This window comes from Xanthomonas sp. NCPPB 4467 (genome assembly GCF_041475665.2).
Taxonomy (GTDB): domain Bacteria; phylum Pseudomonadota; class Gammaproteobacteria; order Xanthomonadales; family Xanthomonadaceae; genus Xanthomonas; species Xanthomonas dyei.
The window spans coordinates 3,610,867-3,629,235 of record NZ_CM191260.1; the positions used below are offsets into that span (position 1 = coordinate 3,610,867).

Sequence of the window (18,369 nt, forward strand, 5' to 3'; positions counted from 1 at the left end):
TTCACTACGCAACCACGACACATGACGGTATCGCCTTCTGACCCTGCGCGCGACGCGCTGCGCCTGCAATGGGCGCGACACGCACTGGATGACCCCTCTACGGTGTTGCAACGCGCGTCGGTCGACGCGGGGTTTCGCAGTTACTGGCGCACGCAGGGACGCGGCACCGATCGCATCCTGATGGATGCGCCACCGCAGCTCGAAAATGTGGCGCCGTGGTTGCGCATGCACGCCGTGTTGGGCGCGCATGGAGTCCGCGTGCCGCAGGTGCTGGCACAGGACCTGGAGATCGGCTTCCTGCTGCTGGAGGATCTGGGCGTACCGACGCTGGCGCAGGTCCTGACCGACGCCAATGCCGACGCCCTGCTGGATGGCGCCATCGCGCAATTACTGTTGCTGCAACAGATCCCGCCACCTGCCGACAGCGGCGTGTTCGGTGAGGCGCTGCTGCAACGCGATGCCGGTTTGTTCGAGGAATGGTTTCTGGGTCGCCATCTTGGCGTGCAGCTGGACTGCGGCCAGGCCGAGCAGTTGCAGCTGGTGCAGCGGCGCTTGATGGACAACGCGCTAGCGCAGCCACGCGTGTTCACCCATCGCGACTTCATGCCGCGCAATCTGATGCCGGTGCCCGATGGCCCAGCAGTATTGGACTTTCAGGATTGCGTGATCGGGCCGATCGCCTACGACCCGATCAGTCTGTTCAAGGACACCTCGGTAAGTTGGCCGATCGCACGCGTCGACGGCTGGCTGGCGCGTTATCACGCACGTGCGCAGGCCGCCGGATTGCCGGTGCCGCCACTGCAGCAGTTTCTGCGCGATGCGGACTGGATGGGCGTGCAGCGGCATCTGAAAAACCTGGGTATTTTTTCGCGTCTGAGCCATCGCGATGGCAAGCATTGGTATCTGGACAACGTGCCGCGCTTCATCGCTTATCTGGACGAAGTACTGCCGCGCTATGCCGAGCTGGCGCCGCTGATCGCGTTGCTGGACGAGGTGGTCAAACCCGCATTGGCAACACGCGCAGTGCAGGCGGACGTATGAAGGCGTTGATTTTTGCAGCAGGCTTTGGCGAGCGCATGCGGCCGTTGACCGAGCACACGCCCAAACCCTTACTGTCTGTCGGCGGCACGCCGTTGATCGTCTGGCATTTGCGCAAACTGGCAGCGTTGGGCGTGGACGAGGTAGTGATCAATACCTCGTGGCTGGCCGAGCAGTTTGCGCAAACGCTGGGAGACGGCAGCGCGTTCGGGCTGCGTCTGACCTATTCCTATGAAGGCGCAACGCCGCTGGAAACCGGCGGCGGCATGTTGCATGCACTGCCGCTGTTGGGCGATGCACCGTTTCTGTTGGTCAATGGCGATATCTGGACCGATTTGGACTTTGCCCGGCTGTCGCATGCACCGGAAGGACTGGCGCAGCTGGTGCTGGTGGATCGCCCCGCGTATGCAGAGCGCGCTGACTTTGCGCTGGATGCGGACGGCAAGGTGCGCGCAGATCTGCCTGCAACGCTTACCTACTCCGGCATCGGCATGTATCGACCGACGCTGCTGCACGATTGGCAATCGGTGATTGGTCCGTTGCCAGAGCAGGCCGGCGCGGCGCCGCGGTTTGCCTTGGCGCCGATCCTGCGCGCGCAGATGGCGGCAGGCCTGATCGATGGCATCCACCATGCCGGGCGCTGGACCGATGTCGGCACGCCGCAGCGCCTGGCAGAATTGGATGCACAGTTACTGCGCAACGGCGGCTGATCGCAACTCGTTGCTGCAAGGCTCGTCATCAAGCGCATCGACTAAAAACCTTCGAGCGCTGGCTCACTGGTTGCAACGTGTCTGCCACATGCGCCTTCGCCGACGGGTGAGGGAATGTCCGGACTGGCAATGACATCGCTGGGACGAAAGGAGCTGATCACACCGCACGTTAGCGGCAGGCAGCATCGCGTGTACCGCTCGCAACCACGCAGCGACCATCTCGACTGGTCCTTGCACGCCAACCGTTGACGGACCTTACGTGGCATGGATGCCGGACAATAGCCTGCATGTAGGTACTTGTAGCGTGTCCCGCGATGGTGGGCGGGCAAGACTTCAGCAGCAAACTCGCAGCATCGAGCGCGCGGTGCCCTCGCCACTTGCAGGACACGCCGTAAACCCATCCCTGGGGGCTCGTTGGCGGCATCCATGCCGCCAACGGTCCCGCAAGCGGCGAGGACACCGCACCAGACGGTTGGCTGCGTTTTTTTGAAGAACGAGGACACCGCGCTAGAGCGTTGCTGGTTGCTTGCTGAAAACTCGACGCACCGACCACCTCGGCTGGTCTTTGGCTACCCACCTTTGCCAGGCCTTACGCGACCTGGATGCCGCGTAAGAACTTAGATAGACGTACTTGCAGCGTGTCCGGCGATGGTGGGCGGGCAAGGGGGCCCTGCAAGAACGCCGCAGACCCGCTGCCTTACGCCCCGCGATCCTCAAGCACACGGCGCAGGAACGGCACCGTGATGCGGCGTTTGGCCGCCAACGATTCGCGATCCAGCCGATCCAGCAAGGCTACCAAGGTGGCAAGTTCGCGTTCGCTATGCGTCAGTAGCCAGTCGATCGCCGCATCGTCCAGCGCCAGCCCGCGCCGCTGCGCACGATCGCGCAGCACTGCCGCGCGCGCCGCATCGTCGAGCACCGGCAATCCGATCCGGATGCATTGCGACAGCCGCGAACGCAGATCCGGCAGCGCCAACGATAGGCCATCGGGCATCTGCCGTGCGGTGTAGAGCAGGCTGATGCCGGCGGCGCGTGCGCGATTATGGAAATCGAACAGCGCCACTTCGTCGTCGCGCTGCCCGGCAATACTGTCAACGCCATCCAGTGCCACCAGGCTGCGGCCCTCCAGCGCTTCGAGCGCATCGCGCAGGCGGCCGGCTGCTGCGTGCAGCGGCAGATACGCGGTTGCCCGCCCGGCCTGCTCGGCCGCTGCGCACACCGCCAGCACCAGATGCGTCTTGCCGGTACCGGCGGGTCCGGCAAGATAGAGCCAATCGCTCAGCTGACCGGCAGCCAGCGCCTGCAATTGCGCAAGCAGGCCCTCGGGCGCGGCAATGTAACTATCGAAACGCTGATCGGATGGCGCGCGCAACGCCAATGGCAACTGCGGCACGCTCACGACCGATCTGCGTCCTTGCTCGGGTCGATGATGACGCTGCGCTCGGCCGTGGTGGACTGCAGCACGATGCCCGCACGCTCGCCGGCATACAGGTCGCTGCGGGTGTACTGCTCATGCGCATACCGCAGCAGCACGTTGGCCACCGCTGCCACCGGCAACGCCAGCAGCATGCCGAGGAAGCCGAACAACTGGCCGCCGGCCATCACCGCAAAGATCACCGCCACCGGATGCAGGCCGATCTTGTCACCGACGATGCGCGGAGTGAGCAAATAACTTTCCAGCAACTGGCCGACGGTGAACACCACGCCCACGCCGATCAGCAGTTTCAGATCCAGCCCCTGCGCCTGCACGATGGCCGCCAGCAACGCCAGCACGATGCCGGTGGTTGCCCCCAGATACGGAATGAAACTGATGAAACCTGCAATGATGCCGATCAACAACCCCAGATTGAGCCCGATGATGGACAGGCCGGTGGCGTAGATCGCGCCCAGCGCCAGCATCACCAGGAACTGGCCGCGGATGAAGCCACCCAGCACGTCGTTGGACTCCAGCGCCAGCCGGCTCACGGTGCCGATGTAGGCACGCGGGATGACCGCCGCCACACGCTCGACCAGGCGGTCCCAGTCGCGCAGGAAATAGAACGCCAGGATCGGCAGCAACGCCAGGTTGATCACCCAGGTCACCATCGCAAAGCCCGAGCGCTGCACGTAACCGAAGAAGGTCTTGGCGGCGCCGCCGGCCTGCTCCCAGTGGCTGCGGATCCAGTCGATCAAGCGCTCCGGGTCCAGCCAGCCCATCAGCTCCACGCCGGTCTTGGCTTCCAGCCACGGAATGGCCGTGCTGATCGCCCAGGTGCGCATCTGCGGCAAGGCATCGATCAGGGTCATGATCTGGCGTTCGATCATCGGCACCAGAATCATCAGCGCCAGCACGACCAACAGCAGCGCCAGCACGAACACCAGCGACACTGCCATGTTGCGCGAGCGGCCGGCGCGTTCGATGCGGTCCACCAGCGGGTCGCCCAGCCAGGCCAGCAACAGCGCAAGCACGAACGGCGTCAGGATCGGGGACAGCAGCGAGACCACCCACAGCACGCCGACAATGACCGCCACCCATTTGAGGCGGCGCAGGAATAAAGCGATTTCGGCTTCGGGCGTCAACGTCATTTCAGGCGGTACTCGGCGTGCTCGTTGTCGAGAATGATCGGGCCCTCGGTCGGTACAGAGACCGAGACCAGCGGGCTGTTGTCGCCGAGCATACGGTTAAGCCCCGAAATGCCCGTGAGCAGTTCCAGATCCACTTCCATGCGATCGCCGTTGGCGCTGACCGGGCGAATGCTGCGTACCACCGACACGCTCTGCAGTGCGGCGGCGACCCGCAGGTAATCGTCGGCGCTGTGGATGCCGGTAATCACTGCGCGGTACACCCCGGGCACGCCCGAATCCACCCGCTTGGCATAGCGCTTGACCAAGGCATCGGCGGCGCCATCGGCACCGGCGGCCATCGCGCGGCGCGCATCGCCGTCGCTGCTGGTCCAGCTCGACAGCACATTGCCGTTGTCCACGAAAACCCAGTCGGCGGTCCAGCCGGCATCATTGCGGTAGAGCTTGCCAATCAGCTGCATCGGCGGGCTGTACTTGGCCGACGCGCGCGACACCGCGGCGGTGTCCTTGCGCCAGATCGCACCGGCCAGCGCCTGCTCGGCCGCCGCACCGCCCGGCAGGCCGAGCCGGTAGCCGCGCTCGATCGCGCGGTCGAGCACGCTGCGTGCGGCGTTGGCCTGGGCAACGCCGACCAGGCGCGGGCCGCTGCCGTCATCGATGGCCAGCCACAACACCGGCTTTGGGCGCGGCAGCGGCCACACCGGCAGGCCGAGCGCGGCGATCAAGCCATCCACATCGGACTGGCGAAAACGCGCGACCAGGGTGGTGCGGAAGGTCGGCGCACCGGCGCGCGAGGTGCCCTGATCCTGGCGGTAGTCGTAGTGTTCGACGTAGTTGGGCGCATTGCGCAGCGCCTGCGGCACACCGGGGCGGCTCATCACCGAGCGATCGCCGGAGACTTTGCCGAGCACCGCGCCCAGCGCGCGCGCCAGGGCGCCGGGGCGATCGGATTCGCCCTGGCTGTTGACCGGCACTTCGGCATCGTAGGCACTTTGCGCCTTGGCGACGTCGCCTTCGGTGCGCAGATCGGCTTGCGCAAAGGCCGGAGCCACAGGCATGGCGACCACGAGGGCGAGAAAGAAAACGAGACTGCGGCGCATCGACGGTTCCATGGCATAAGCGTATCCAGGTGAATTGTTGCCCGAATGGGGCGCTAGCGCCAACGTGGCTGTTAAAATCGCCGCCTTTACTGCCGAGCCACCCACGCCCGTGACCAGCCCAACGCCTTCCACTCCCTCGCCCATGACCTACCGCGACGCGGGTGTCGACATCGATGCCGGCAATGCCCTGGTCGAACGCATCAAGCCGCTGGTCAAGCGCAGCTTCCGGCCGGAGGTGATGGGTGGCCTGGGCGGTTTTGGCGCGCTGTTCGACCTGTCCGGCAAGTACAAGGAGCCGGTGCTGGTCTCCGGCACCGACGGCGTGGGCACCAAACTCAAGCTGGCGCAGCAGCTCGGCCGCCACGACACCATCGGCATCGACCTGGTCGGCATGTGCGTCAACGACGTGCTGGTGCAGGGCGCCGAACCGCTGTTCTTCCTGGACTACTTCGCCACCGGCAAGCTCGACGTGGACACCGCCGCAGCGGTGGTCGGCGGCATCGCGCGCGGCTGCGAGCTGTCCGGTTGCGCCTTGATCGGTGGCGAAACCGCCGAAATGCCCGACATGTACCCGCCCGGCGAATACGACCTGGCCGGCTTCACCGTGGGTGCGGTGGAAAAATCGCAGCTGCTGGACGGCGCGCAGGTGCGCGAGGGCGATGTGCTGATCGGCATCGCGTCCTCCGGCCCGCATTCCAACGGGTATTCGCTGATCCGCAAGATCTACGAACGTGCCGGCGCGCCGGCAGAGCATGTACTGGACGACGGCACCAAGCTGATCGACGCACTGATGGCACCGACCGCGCTGTACGTCAAGCCGGTGCTGGCGCTGCTCAAGTCGCACGGCGAAGCGATCCATGCCATGGCGCACATCACCGGCGGCGGGCTCACCGAAAACATCATCCGCGTGATTCCCGACGGCCTGGGCCTGGACATCGATGCCACCGCCTGGACCTTGCCGCCGGTGTTCGCCTGGCTGCAGCGCGAAGGCGCGGTGGCCGATGCCGAAATGTGGCGCACCTTCAACTGCGGCATCGGCTTTGTGCTGATCGCTTCACCCGATCAGGCCGCCACGCTGGAACAGGCACTGGACGCGCAATCGCTTGCGCATTGGCGCATCGGCCACGTGGTCGCCGCGCATGGCGACGAACGCGTGCGGATTGGCTGAGCCAAGGAGACCTGCATGGACGCTTCCCCTCCTGCCCTGCCGACGCCGGCCAGCGCCGATGACCTGCAGCACCTCAAGCTGCTGTCGATCTTTCATTACGTGCTGGCCGGCATCACCGGGCTGTTTTCGCTGTTTCCGCTGATCCATCTGTTCATGGGGCTGGCCATCGTCACCGGGCACTTGCCGATGCAGGGCAGCAATGGCGAAGCGGCACCGGACCAGATGCGGATGTTCGGCTGGATCTTCGTGGTGTTTGCGGCCGCGATCATCACCTGCGGCCTGACCCTGGCCGGCTTCATGGCCTATGCCGGCCGTTGCATCGCCCAGCGCCGGCGGCATCTGCTGTGCCTGGTCGTGGCCGGCATCTCGTGCTCCTTCATGCCGTTCGGCACCGTGCTTGGCGTCTTTACGCTGATCACATTGTTGCGCCCCCAGGTCAAGGCACTGTTCGGCCCTGCCGCAACCGCCGCCTGAGAGCCACGTGATCATCAGGACCCTGCGCCGCGCCAAACCGGCTGCGTTGACCGTCACCATCGCGGTGTTCCTGGCGAGCTGGATCGCACCGCTATGGCCGGTCGAACAGGCCTTGCATAGTTCGTTGACCGTGATCGGCTTGATCGCACTGGTGTGGGCCGACCGTCGCTGGCCGCTGGAGAACGCCGCCTTCGTGGCGATCTGCGTGTTTATCGGATTGCACTGCATCGGCGCGCGCTGGCTGTATTCCAACGTGCCCTACGAGCAATGGAGCATGCAGTTAGTGCACTGGTCGCCCAGCGCCACGTTCGGCTGGACGCGCAATCATTTCGACCGTTTGATCCACCTGCTGTTCGGGCTGTGCTTCACGCCGGCCATTGCGCAACTGGCGTTGCGGCTGTGGCCCCGCCTAACGCTGCGGCAGGCCTTTGCGCTGACGGTGATGAGCATCATGTGCGTCAGCCTGGTCTACGAGTGGTTCGAGTGGGGCATTGCGCTGTTGCTGTCGCCACAGGCCACCGAAGCCTACAACGGCCAGCAAGGCGACCCCTGGGACGCACATACCGACATGCTGCTGGCAACCCTCGGCAGCCTGGCGGCCTACCCCGCGGTGAGGACACTGTTCAATGCTCGCAACTGATCCCCGCCTGCGCCTGGCCGTGCTGGCCTCCGGCCGCGGCAGCAATCTGCAGGCCATCCTTGACGCGATCGCCAGCGGGCGCTTGCACGCAGAAGTGGTCGGGGTATTTTCCGACCGTCCGCAGGCGCCGGCACTTCAAAAAATGGACGCAGCGCGCCGTTGGAGCGCCAGCCCGCGCGACTTCGCCGACCGCAACGCCTTCGACGCCGCGCTGGGCGATGCCATCGCCGTCGTACAGCCGGACTGGGTCATCTGCGCCGGCTACATGCGCATTCTGGGCGAGCCATTGGTGCGGCGCTTTGCCGGGCGGATGCTCAATATCCACCCGTCCCTGCTGCCCAAGTACCGTGGCTTGCACACGCATGCCCGCGCGCTGGAGGCCGGCGATACCGAGCACGGCGCCAGCGTGCATCTGGTAGTACCCGAACTGGATGCCGGCAGCGTGATCGCGCAGGCCCGCGTACCGGTCCTCCCCGGCGATAGCGCCGAGCAATTGGCCGCACGCGTTCTGGCCCGCGAGCACCCGCTGCTGCTCGCCACACTGGACCTGCTGGCCAGCGGACGCCTGCAGGTGGTGGACGGCGATGCGGTGCATGTCGACGGTCAGTGCCTGTTTACGCCACTACGACTAGAGTCCGCTGACGCCGCGCTCGCCTGAATGCGGATACGCCCCCCTCATCCCGTCTCAGACATCCTTGTGGCCCCGTGCCTCAGCTCTCGCGCATGAACGCCATCCCGATCGCCGCCGCGCTGTTGACCACGGCCCTGCTTTGCCAGGCCAGCCCGAGCCGTGCACAACAGCCAGCAGCCCCGCCGGCAGCTGCCGCGCAAACACCTGCCACGCCTGCTCCGCCGGTTGCCCCTGCGGCTGCGGCCGCGCTGCCGGCAAGCACCTGGACGCCGCCGCCGCTGGAGCCGTTCGTGGCGACTTACCAGGCGTTCTATCGTGGCAAGGAGGCCGGCGACGCCACCATGCAGGTCAGCCACGGCGACGGCAGCCAGTGGCGCATCGACATGTCGGTCCGCGGCCGCAAGGGCTTTGCCAGCATCCTGGGCCTGAATCTGGAACAGAGCACGGTGTTTCGCGTCGATGGCGACACCTATACGCCGTTGAGCCAGAGCACCGTGCGCAAGGCGATGTTCTTCGGCAAAAAAGTCACCGGCGTCTACAACTGGCAAGCCGGCACCGCGCAGTGGGACGGCGACCTGAAGGAAGAGCGTCAGCACCCCATTCCGCTACAGCACGGCGATCAAAGCGCACTGTCGTTGAATCTGTCGCTGATGCGCGATGCGCAGCCCGGCCGCAGCCTGAGCTACCGCTATGTCGATGTGGGCCGGGTACGCAAATACGATTACCGCGCCGCCGACACCACCGAGGTGGTGCAGGTCGGCGACCTGAGCTACGACGCGTTGCGCGTGTACCGCGTCAACAGCGGCGACAACGAAACCATCCTCTGGATCGCCAACGGAGTTCCGACTCCGGTGCGCATCCTGCAACGTGACAAAGGTGAGGATCAGGTCGATCTCCGCCTGGTCGAATACCAAGGAGTCTGACCATGAAAACCTTCTCTCGCACCAGCGCCTTGATCGCCGCCGCCGCACTGGCCGTGGCCAGCCTGCCGGCGCTCGCCGTGCAGCCGTTCCAGGCCGATTACTCCGCCAATTACATGGGCATGCAGGCCAACGGCACCATGACCCTGGCCGCGGCCGGCGCCAACCAGTGGCGCTACACGCTGACCATCCAGAACCAGCTGGCCAACCTGACCCAGAGCACGGTGTTCGAAGAAGCCGGTGGCCAGCTGCGCCCGGTGAGCAGCAACGACACCTCGTCGATGATGATCAAGCGCCGCAACGTCACCGCCAATTACGACTGGAAAACCAGCCAGGCGACCTGGGGCGGCGACATCAAGCCGGACCGTCGCGGCCCGGTCAAACTGCAGCCCGGCGACATGGACGCGTTACTGATCAACCTGGCGATCACCCGCGATGTGGCCGCCGGCAAGCCGCTCAACTATCGCATGGTGGACGAAGGCCGCATCAAGCCGATGAGCTACAAGGTGATCGGCAAGGAGAACATCACCGTCAACGGCAAGCAGGAACAAGCCACCAAGGTCTCACGCGTGGATGGCGACAAGGAATTGATCGCCTGGGTGGTCAAGGACCTGCCGGTGCCGGCGCGTCTGCTGCAGAAGGAAAAGGGCCAGGACGCGCTGGACCTGACCATCAAGTCGCTGCGTTAAGCGCGTCAAACCGTCGACCAAAGGACTGATTGCCACCATAGTCCCGGTCGTAAAGTCATTTAGTGCAGTCGTAAAGTCGTTTTAGTGCAGTCAAACGCTTACTGAGTCGAGGGCGCGATGCCCTCACCGCTCGCGGGACACGCCGTAAATCCTTCCTTGGAAGCTCGGTAGCGGCATCCATGCCGCCACACGGTCCCGCAATCGGTGAGGACACCGCGCCAGAGAGTTAGTCGGTTGTTTTGTTGAAAACATCCACACCGATCATCTCGACGGGCCATTGCCCGCTCACCGTCGCGGGACCTTACGCGGCATGGATGCCGCGTAAGAGCCTTATCTGTTCGGAATCTGGCAGTTTAGGTGTCGAGAGCCGGCGTGGGCTGCCGTCAGAGCCTGGATCTCAGCGATCGCCATGCAGTTTGGTACCCACGCCGGATTCTCCCTTGATTCGCCCGAACAGTTGCCCGAGCTGACACTCGAAACGATAAGACTGGGCAAGCGAGGGAGCTCTCGACATTTTTAGCCTAGCGGAGATTTCCCATGAGCGGAATCGGGATCGATGTGTGCAAACACTTTCTGGACGTTGCGGTTTTTCGAGGCCAAACCCGTCAGTTCACCAACACCGCAGGCGGTCATCGGAAGCGTGTCGATTGGCTGAAGACGCTGTCGGTGCGGCAGGTGGTGCTGGAGGCGACCGGGGGCTACGAGCTGGCAGCGCTGGATGCCTTGCATCACGCCGCACTGCCGGTAGCGCGCGTCAATGCACAACGGGCACGCAACCTGGCCAACGGTTTGGGACTGGCCAAGACTGACCGGCTGGACGCGGCCATGTTGGCCTGCATGGCCGAGAAGATGGAACTCCATCGGTATGTTCCACTGGAACCCTGGCAGCGCGATCTGGGCGAGCATGTACGTGCCCGTCGGCAACTGGTCGAACTGCTGAAAGCAGCAAGGCAGCAGTTGCTGCAGGTTGCGGAAAAAGCGCTACGAAAGATCCTGCAGGGCAACGTGAACCAGCTTGTGCGCAGCGTGGCGCGGCTAGACAACCTGATCGCCGGGCAGCTGAAGACGCTGCTCATCGAGCAACCGCACCTGGCCGCGTTGAAGACGCTCAAAGGGGTCGGTCCGGTGCTGCTGGCCGTGCTGGTGTCCCGGTTACCGGAGCTTGGGACGCTCAGCGGAAAGCAAATCTCCCGATTGGTTGGCGTTGCCCCGCTCTCGCGCGACAGCGGCGCGATGCGTGGTAAACGGGGGATCGGCGGAGGCCGAGCCGATATCCGGCAGGCGCTGTATATGGCGGCGATGTCCTCGGCTCGGCACGAGCCAGGTCTGCGCGATTTTTACAGATCGCTGCGCACACGCGGCAAGGAAGGCAAGGTCGCCCTCGTGGCGGTGATGCGCAAGATGCTGGTCATCCTCAATGCGCGCGTGCGCGATCAAAGAGCCGCTCTGCAGCCCACCTGAGCGCGCTCGGCGGCCGTGAGTAAACGCAAAAGCGTGCTAGCCAGCGGCCGGCACCTACCGATGAACACGCCCGAAGGAAACTGATCAAAGGTCGCGGATTGAGGTCCTGACCAACACAGTTGCTCCATGGACGGATTCACGGCGTGTCCCGCGAGGGTGGGCGGGCAAGGGCCCTGCAGCCAAGTCGCAGACCCGCAGCTGCGCACCAGACCGGCGTGACGTCGTTTTCAGCCGCTCCAAATCCATAAGCTGGCGCGTATGGCATGCGCACACCCCGCATCAGTGGGTACCGGCATTCAACCACGCGCGCAACCGCAGGCTGTCAAACGGCCAGTCCAGCTCGCGTCCGTGCACGTCGCGCAACACCGGCACACGTGCGCCATAAGCCGCCTCAAGCGCCACATCGTCGTCGATAAACACGCTGCTGAACTCGCCAGCACGGACCTGCGCCAGCACTTCCAAGGCTTGGTCGCAGAGGTGGCAATCGTCGCGCTGGTACAGGGTCAGGGCCATCGAACAGGTCTCATGCTGCGCTGCAGCCGTGCCGCAATCGTCGAACGACTAGAATAGCCGTCTTTACGCTCACCTCTCCGGCACGCATGGCTGTCAGCACGTTCGACCTGTTCAAGATCGGCATCGGTCCCAGTTCCTCGCACACCGTGGGGCCGATGCGCGCCGCCGAGCGTTTCGTGCATCGCTGGTTGCTCGACGCCGGCCGCCTACAGGATGTGGTGCGCATCCGCGCCGAGGTGTTCGGCTCGCTGGCGCTGACCGGCCGCGGCCACGGCACCGACAAGGCCGTGTTGCTCGGGCTGGAAGGCCATCGCCCCAACCTGATCGACCCGGACGTCATTCCCGCCACGCTCGATCGTATCCGCAGTAGCAAGCGCATCAACCTGATGGGGCAGCACGCGATCGGCTTCGACGAAAAGCGCGACTTGCCGATGAACAAGCGGCAGAAGTTGCCGTACCACACCAACGGCATGCGCTTCACTGCCTACGATGCCGATGAAGGCGTGATCGCCACCCGCGATTACTACTCGGTGGGCGGCGGATTTGTGGTCAATCAGGACGACGCCGCCGACGACCGCATCGTGGCCGACGAAACGCCGCTGCCGTATCCGTTTCTCAGTGGCGACGAACTGCTGGCCCAATGCGCACGCAGTGGTTTGAGCATCGCCGCGCTGATGTTCGAAAACGAAAAGAGCTGGCGCAGCGAAGACGAGATCCGCGCCGGCCTGCGCGAACTGTGGGTGGCGATGCAATCCTGCGTGGAGCGCGGTATCCGCCAGGAAGGCACGCTGCCGGGCGGTTTGAATGTGTCGCGGCGCGCACCGGCGTTGTACCGCGAACTATCGTCCAAACCCGAAGCGGCCATGCGCGACCCGCTGACCACGCTGGATTGGGTCAACCTGTACGCACTCGCGGTCAACGAAGAAAACGCAGCCGGCGGCCGCGTGGTCACCGCACCGACCAACGGCGCGGCTGGCATCATTCCCTCGGTGCTGCATTACTTCGATCGTTTTTGTCCTGGCGCGTCCGAACAGCGCATCTTCGATTTCCTGCTTACCGCAGCGGCCATCGGCATTCTCTACAAGGAAAACGCCTCAATTTCCGGGGCCGAAGTCGGCTGCCAGGGCGAAGTGGGCGTGGCCTGCTCGATGGCGGCCGGCGGCCTGGTGGCCGCACTCGGCGGCAACCCCGGCCAGATCGAAAACGCCGCGGAAATCGGCATGGAACACAACCTTGGCCTGACCTGCGACCCGATCGGCGGGCTGGTGCAGATCCCGTGCATCGAACGCAATGCCATGGGCGCAGTGAAAGCCATCAACGCCAGCCGCATGGCCATGCGCGGCGACGGCAAACACAAGGTCTCGCTGGACAAGGTCATCAAGACCATGCGCGACACCGGCCGCGACATGCAGGACAAGTACAAGGAAACCAGCCGCGGCGGCCTGGCGGTGAACGTCATCGAGTGCTGAGCCTGCCGATGGCATGACGCCAGTGGTCAAAACGCATCGCATCACGTGGGATTGATCCAGCAATTCGCCCCGCTACTGCGGCACCCAACCGGCCGGCGCCTGCGGCGGAAAACAACCCCACAGCGCAAGGCCATTTCCGCAGAAAGCCCCCACCTTCTCCCACCTGCGAGAGAAGGTGCCCGAAGGGCGAATGAGGATTAGCCAGCCCGCCACACCCGCTCGCCGCGGCACCGCCCGGATCCACGCCTCCACCACGGTGCGCCGTGTAGCCTTCCCGCACGGATCCCGGATGGAGAACACGATGCGACATCTCGCCTGTGCACTCGCACTCACCCTGGCCTGCGGCCCGCTGATGGCGCAGGAAGCCAGCTATGGCCCGCGTCTGGAAGGCTTCGATTACCCCTACCCGGTCAAGACCTACGCGTTCACCTCGCAGCAGCAGCCGCTGGAAATGGCGTATCTGGATGTCGCGCCCACTGGCAAGCCGAACGGACGCACCGCCGTGCTGCTGCACGGCAAGAATTTCTGCGCGGCCACCTGGGAATCCAGCATCGCAGCCCTGACCAAGGCCGGCTATCGCGTGATCGCGCCGGATCAGGTGGGCTTCTGCAAATCGAGCAAGCCGGCGGCCTACCAGTTCTCGTTTGCGCAGCTCGCCGACAACACACACGCACTACTGCAAAAGCTGGGGATCGACCGCGCCGTGGTCGTCGGCCATTCGATGGGCGGCATGCTCGCGATCCGCTACGCGCTGATGTACCCGCAGGCCACCGAACACCTCGCCCTGGTCGACCCGATCGGCCTGGAAGACTGGAAGGCCGCCGGCATTCCGTGGCGCAGCGTGGATGCCTGGTACGACAACGAACTCAAGATCAGCTTCGACCGTATCAAGAAGTACCAGATGGACGTGTACTACGCCGGTCAATGGAAGCCCGAATTCGAACGCTGGGCGCGCATGCAGGCCGGCATGTCGCTGGGCAACGGCAAACAGGCGGTCGCCTGGAATCAGGCCCTGACCTACGACATGGTCTTCAACCAACCGGTCGTCTATGAGCTGCCCAAGCTGGCGGTGCCGACCACGCTATTCATCGGCCTCAAGGACCGCACCGCAATCGGCAAGGACACCGCTCCGCCAGAGGTCAAGGCGCGCGTCGGCGACTACACCAAACTGGGCAAGCAGGCAGCCGCGGCCATTCCGAATGCGAGCTTGATCGAATTTGCCGACTTGGGTCACTCGCCGCAGGTGCAGGACCCGGCGCGTTTCAACGCCGCGCTGTTGAAGGCAATCGCGCAGTAACGGCGGCAGCACTCAGCAACACGATGCCGTGGTTTGTTTCTGATGCGAACCGCAGCCGGGGCATTTCCGGCTGCGGTCGTCTCGCAGCGTTTGAAGATGACCACGGCAGGCAACGGCAGCACAAGCCGCAACCATCAGTCGCACATTCGCAATAACCATCACGCGAGTGAGCAAGCACATGCCGCATGGATAACCGCACCAACGCCTGCCAAACGATAACGCGCGCGCAACGCGCAGATGGTCTCTTGGCCCGACCGCCACCAACCAAGACGTCTGCACAAACCAGCGGCAAACCCGCGGGAGATGCAATGCATCCCCAACCAACAATTGCATCAACCAGCCACGATCCGCAGTACATCGTCCAGCAATGCGGCCGCCGTGACCTCCGCACCCGCACCCGGGCCCTGGATCAACAACGGCTGCTCGCGATAACGGTCGCTGCTGATGGCGACACGGTTGTCGGTTCCAGCGCCGCCAGCCAAGGGGTGGTCCAGCGCAAGCTCGCGCAGACCCACGCTTGCGCCATGCGCATCAACACGGCCGACAAAGCGCAGACACCGCCCTGCTGCGCGTGCCTGCTGCCAGCGCGCGCTCACTTCGGCATCAATTTCGCCCAGGCGGGCATCCAGTTGGCCAATCGGCACGCCGGTGAGGCTGGCAGGCACCAGCGACTCCACATGCACTTGCTCGGCCTCCAGTTGCCAACCAGCCGCACGCGCCAGGATCAACAGCTTGCGCCGCACATCCTCGCCGGACAGATCGATCCGCGGATCCGGCTCGGTATACCCCGACGCCACCGCCTCACGCACGCACTGCGAAAACGCGCCGCTGCCGTCGTAGCGATGAAACAGCCATGCCAACGATCCCGACAGCACGCCCTCGATCGAATGGATATGGTCGCCCCCTGCCACCAGTGCGCGCACGCTGCTCAACACCGGCAAGCCGGCGCCCACGGTGGCGCTGTCTCCGTACTGCGCACCGCTGGCATGGCGGGCGGCAAGCAGCGCCTGCGCACGCGACAACGCCGTGCCCTGGCCCAGCTTGTTGGCGGTCACCACATGCACGCCGCGCCCCAACCACTCCACATGCCAATCGGCCACCACATCGCTGGCCGTGGCGTCCACCAGCACATCGCCGGCACGCAGCGCCACGGTCTCGGCCCACGGCTGCAATACGGCCTGGCCACGCGGCGCGGCGTTGGCCTGCAGCAATGCCTGCTCCGCGCTCACGCCACAATCCTGGGCGATCCGCGAGTTGGCCAGCCAATCGAAGCGCGGCAAGCGCAGCTGACGCTGTTGCAACGCGGTGTAGCGCGTCACGAAAGCGCGGCCCACGGTGCCGGTGCCCAGCAATGCCAGACGTGGCGTGGGTGCGACCGTCGCCGCGGATGCACGTCGCGACACAGGCAGCACGCTGCTCACGCGTCGACCTGTTTGCGGTTGGTGGTGGTCAGGGTCGCCTCGGCACGCGCCAGCCCGGCGCGCAGGTCGATCAGCAAGTCTTCGGCCGATTCGATCCCGATCGACAACCGCAGCAACCCATCGGAAATGCCGGCCGCCGCACGTGCCTCGGCGGTCATCGCCGCATGCGTCATCGAAGCCGGATGCGCAATCAGGCTTTCCACGCCGCCCAGCGACTCGGCCAGCGTGAAGTAGCGCAGCCCATCGACGAAGGCGCGCACCGCCGCTTCGCCCCCATTCAATTCAAAACTCATCATCGCGCCGAAGCCCTTCTGCTGACGCGCCGCCAGCGCATGGCCCGGATGCGATGCCAGTCCCGGGAAATACACCTGGTTGACCACCGCGTGCCCGTCCAGCAACGCTGCGATCGCATCGGCATTTTCCTGATGCACGCGCAGACGCGCATCCAGCGTGCGCAAGCCACGCAAGGTGAGGAAAGCATCGAACGGCGAGCCGGTCAGGCCCAGCGCATTGGCCCACCACACCAGTTGCTGATGCAGCTCGGCATCGCGCGCCACCACCGCACCGCCCACCACATCGCTATGGCCGTTGATGTACTTGGTGGTGGAGTGCAGCACCAGATCGGCGCCGAATTCCAGCGGTTTTTGCAGCGCTGGCGACAGGAAGGTGTTGTCGACCACGGTCAACGCACCTACTTTCTTCGCCGCTTCGATGACAAAGCGCAGATCGGTGATGCGCAGCAGCGGGTTGGACGGGGTTTCGATCAACACCAGCTTGGGCGACTGCGCCAAGGCATCGGCCAGCGAGCGCGGGTCGGTGAGGTCTGCAGTGATCAGCGCGAAATGGCCCTTCTTGGCCAGCGCATTGAACAGCCGCCAGCTGCCGCCGTAGGCGTCGTGCGGCACCACCAGCGTATCGCCGGGTTGCAACACGGCGTTGAGCACCAGGTTGATCGCGCCCATGCCGGTGGAGGTGATGACGCCGCCTGCGCCGCCTTCCAGCTCGGCCAACGCCTCGCCGAGCAGATCGCGGGTGGGGTTGCCGCTGCGGGTGTAGTCGTACTGGCGCTTGTTGCCGAACCCGTCGAAGGAGAAGTTCGACGACAGCACGATCGGCGGGGTCACCGCACCGTAGGCGGTATCGCGGTCGATGCCTGCGCGCACGGCGGCAGTGGCGGCGGTACAAGGGGCGTCGGCGGGGTCACGATAGCTCATGCGGTTTCTCCGGTGATGCGAAGGGCAGTAGTGAGGATCGCGTCGATGCGATCGATTTCTTTCAGAAAGGCGTCGTGGCCATATGGCGAGCGCAACACACGCAGGCTGCCGCGCGGGCCAAGACCTTCGACCAGGCTGACCATGTCGGCCAACGGCACCAGGCGATCGCCTTCCACCGCCACCACGACGGTGGGCACGCTCACCTGCGCCGGGTCGATACGGTGCAGGTCGATGGATTCGGACAGGCGCAGGTATGCGGTGACCGGGGTACGCGCCACGTACTGCGCACCGGCGGCATCCAGATAGTCTTCGGCGGCCACACGCACGCGGCCATTGATCACTTCCGGCGGCGCATCGAAGCGCTCGCTGAATTCTTCCGGCGTGCGATAGCTGAGCATCGCGAACTGCCGCGCCAGCGCCAGCCCGTGATTTTCCGCGCATTGCAGCTGGCCCAGCGCCACCGCACGGCGCTGCAGTGCGCGCCATGCTGCGGCATACGGATGCGCGCGATGCGCCCCGCTCACCGCAATCAAGGTGCCCACGCGGCCGGCATGACGGGTGGCGAACTGCAGCCCGACCAGCGCGCCATACGAGTAACCGACAAAACCGTGCAGACGGGCGATTCCCAGCGCGTCCAGCAGCGCTGCAATCGCATCGGCCTGGTCGGCGGTATCGATCGGCGCATCCAGCGTGCCATCGGCACCGAGAAAGTCGAATGCCAACAGACGGCGCGATGCAGGATCCAGCGCGCGGCCCGCACCGACCAGGCCATCCACCCAGCCTTTTTCGGTGAACACATCGCTGACCGCAAGATGCCGATGGGCAGAGATGCCGCCGGCAACGAACACCACCGGCGCATTGGCAGCGCCGATCAACTCGTAGCGCAGGCGCACCTCGCGCATACCGGCATGGCGCATCGGCAACGACACGGCAATGTCGCCGCGCAACGCGATGGCACCGTCGATGTCGGCAGCAGGTGGATCCAGATAATCAGTGATAGTTGGCGATGCTGTGGTCACGAGGCTCATGGCGATATCCGGGGTGGATCGGCCATCGAGCTTC

General features: G+C 64.9%; 18 protein-coding genes. 11 read left to right on the top strand and 7 right to left on the bottom strand.

What is annotated here, in order from left to right; all coding sequences use genetic code 11:
• The first annotated feature begins 21 nt into the window (after nucleotides 1-21).
• A complete protein-coding gene (locus tag ACCQ06_RS15915) occupies nucleotides 22-1,041 on the top strand; it encodes an aminoglycoside phosphotransferase family protein (RefSeq protein WP_228323186.1) in 1,020 nt (339 codons plus the stop codon).
• Complete coding sequence (gene murU, locus ACCQ06_RS15920; protein ID WP_228323187.1) at nucleotides 1,038-1,748, top strand: N-acetylmuramate alpha-1-phosphate uridylyltransferase MurU; 711 nt, start codon at nucleotides 1,038-1,040, stop codon at nucleotides 1,746-1,748. Before ACCQ06_RS15915 ends, murU begins: the two co-directional genes overlap by 4 nt.
• 697 nt (nucleotides 1,749-2,445) lie before the next feature.
• Here murU and hda read toward each other — a convergent pair.
• The 3 genes from hda to ACCQ06_RS15935 are packed head-to-tail and all read right to left on the bottom strand — an operon-like array spanning nucleotide 2,446 to nucleotide 5,422.
• Nucleotides 2,446-3,147, bottom strand: coding sequence for a DnaA regulatory inactivator Hda (gene hda / locus ACCQ06_RS15925; protein WP_316687179.1), 702 nt, complete (start codon nucleotides 3,145-3,147; stop codon nucleotides 2,446-2,448).
• Nucleotides 3,144-4,313, bottom strand: coding sequence for an AI-2E family transporter (locus tag ACCQ06_RS15930; RefSeq protein ID WP_104614525.1), 1,170 nt, complete (start codon nucleotides 4,311-4,313; stop codon nucleotides 3,144-3,146). Before ACCQ06_RS15930 ends, hda begins: the two co-directional genes overlap by 4 nt.
• The gene (locus ACCQ06_RS15935) at nucleotides 4,310-5,422 is read right to left on the bottom strand and encodes a DUF2066 domain-containing protein (protein ID WP_228323189.1); all 1,113 of its coding nucleotides are present in this window, start codon (nucleotides 5,420-5,422) and stop codon (nucleotides 4,310-4,312) included. Before ACCQ06_RS15935 ends, ACCQ06_RS15930 begins: the two co-directional genes overlap by 4 nt.
• Nucleotides 5,423-5,444: 22 nt before the next feature.
• Here ACCQ06_RS15935 and purM point away from each other — a divergent pair, with 22 nt between their 5' ends.
• The 7 genes from purM (at nucleotide 5,445) to ACCQ06_RS15970 (ending at nucleotide 11,393) form a co-directional block, all read left to right on the top strand.
• On the top strand, nucleotides 5,445-6,578 hold the full coding sequence (purM, locus tag ACCQ06_RS15940) for a phosphoribosylformylglycinamidine cyclo-ligase (RefSeq protein WP_316687180.1): 1,134 nt from the start codon (nucleotides 5,445-5,447) through the stop codon (nucleotides 6,576-6,578).
• 15 nt (nucleotides 6,579-6,593) lie between these two features.
• Entirely contained in the window at nucleotides 6,594-7,052 is a 459-nt protein-coding gene (locus tag ACCQ06_RS15945) for a hypothetical protein (RefSeq protein ID WP_228323191.1), read from the top strand.
• 22 nt (nucleotides 7,053-7,074) lie between these two features.
• Nucleotides 7,075-7,692 (top strand): DUF2238 domain-containing protein, encoded by a 618-nt coding sequence (locus ACCQ06_RS15950; RefSeq protein ID WP_316692621.1) that lies wholly within the window; start codon nucleotides 7,075-7,077, stop codon nucleotides 7,690-7,692.
• Entirely contained in the window at nucleotides 7,679-8,350 is a 672-nt protein-coding gene (purN, locus tag ACCQ06_RS15955) for a phosphoribosylglycinamide formyltransferase (protein ID WP_316687182.1), read from the top strand. The genes ACCQ06_RS15950 and purN overlap by 14 nt, the downstream gene beginning before the upstream one ends.
• Nucleotides 8,351-8,415: 65 nt before the next feature.
• Nucleotides 8,416-9,246, top strand: coding sequence for a DUF3108 domain-containing protein (locus ACCQ06_RS15960; protein WP_316687183.1), 831 nt, complete (start codon nucleotides 8,416-8,418; stop codon nucleotides 9,244-9,246).
• A gap of 2 nt (nucleotides 9,247-9,248) precedes the next feature.
• Nucleotides 9,249-9,932, top strand: a complete 684-nt coding sequence (locus tag ACCQ06_RS15965; protein WP_228323194.1) for a DUF3108 domain-containing protein — start codon at nucleotides 9,249-9,251, stop codon at nucleotides 9,930-9,932.
• Between the two features lie 537 nt (nucleotides 9,933-10,469).
• Entirely contained in the window at nucleotides 10,470-11,393 is a 924-nt protein-coding gene (locus tag ACCQ06_RS15970; RefSeq protein WP_316687192.1) for an IS110 family RNA-guided transposase, read from the top strand.
• A gap of 279 nt (nucleotides 11,394-11,672) precedes the next feature.
• On the opposite strand, the gene ACCQ06_RS15975 is transcribed toward ACCQ06_RS15970, so the two are convergent.
• Nucleotides 11,673-11,906, bottom strand: a complete 234-nt coding sequence (locus ACCQ06_RS15975) for a glutaredoxin family protein (RefSeq protein ID WP_104616747.1) — start codon at nucleotides 11,904-11,906, stop codon at nucleotides 11,673-11,675.
• Nucleotides 11,907-11,992: 86 nt separating this feature from the next.
• Between ACCQ06_RS15975 and ACCQ06_RS15980 the strand changes: the two genes are divergently transcribed.
• Together ACCQ06_RS15980 and ACCQ06_RS15985 are read left to right on the top strand one after the other, a co-directional pair.
• Nucleotides 11,993-13,375: an L-serine ammonia-lyase gene (locus tag ACCQ06_RS15980; protein WP_104616746.1), complete on the top strand. Its 1,383-nt coding sequence runs from the start codon at nucleotides 11,993-11,995 to the stop codon at nucleotides 13,373-13,375.
• A 289-nt stretch (nucleotides 13,376-13,664) separates the two neighbouring features.
• Nucleotides 13,665-14,672 carry an alpha/beta fold hydrolase gene (locus ACCQ06_RS15985; RefSeq protein ID WP_372364391.1) on the top strand — a complete coding sequence of 336 codons (1,008 nt, stop codon included), beginning with the start codon at nucleotides 13,665-13,667 and terminating at the stop codon, nucleotides 14,670-14,672.
• A 332-nt stretch (nucleotides 14,673-15,004) separates the two neighbouring features.
• On the opposite strand, the gene ACCQ06_RS15990 is transcribed toward ACCQ06_RS15985, so the two are convergent.
• Genes ACCQ06_RS15990 through metX form a run of 3 tightly spaced genes read right to left on the bottom strand, consistent with a single transcriptional unit; the run spans nucleotide 15,005 to nucleotide 18,335 of the window.
• Complete coding sequence (locus ACCQ06_RS15990) at nucleotides 15,005-16,093, bottom strand: homoserine dehydrogenase family protein (RefSeq protein WP_316687198.1); 1,089 nt, start codon at nucleotides 16,091-16,093, stop codon at nucleotides 15,005-15,007.
• Nucleotides 16,090-17,307, bottom strand: a complete 1,218-nt coding sequence (locus tag ACCQ06_RS15995) for an O-succinylhomoserine (thiol)-lyase (RefSeq protein ID WP_316687201.1) — start codon at nucleotides 17,305-17,307, stop codon at nucleotides 16,090-16,092. Before ACCQ06_RS15995 ends, ACCQ06_RS15990 begins: the two co-directional genes overlap by 4 nt.
• Nucleotides 17,304-18,335 (bottom strand): homoserine O-succinyltransferase MetX, encoded by a 1,032-nt coding sequence (gene metX, locus ACCQ06_RS16000; RefSeq protein ID WP_104616743.1) that lies wholly within the window; start codon nucleotides 18,333-18,335, stop codon nucleotides 17,304-17,306. The genes ACCQ06_RS15995 and metX overlap by 4 nt, the downstream gene beginning before the upstream one ends.
• Nucleotides 18,336-18,369 lie beyond the last annotated feature (34 nt).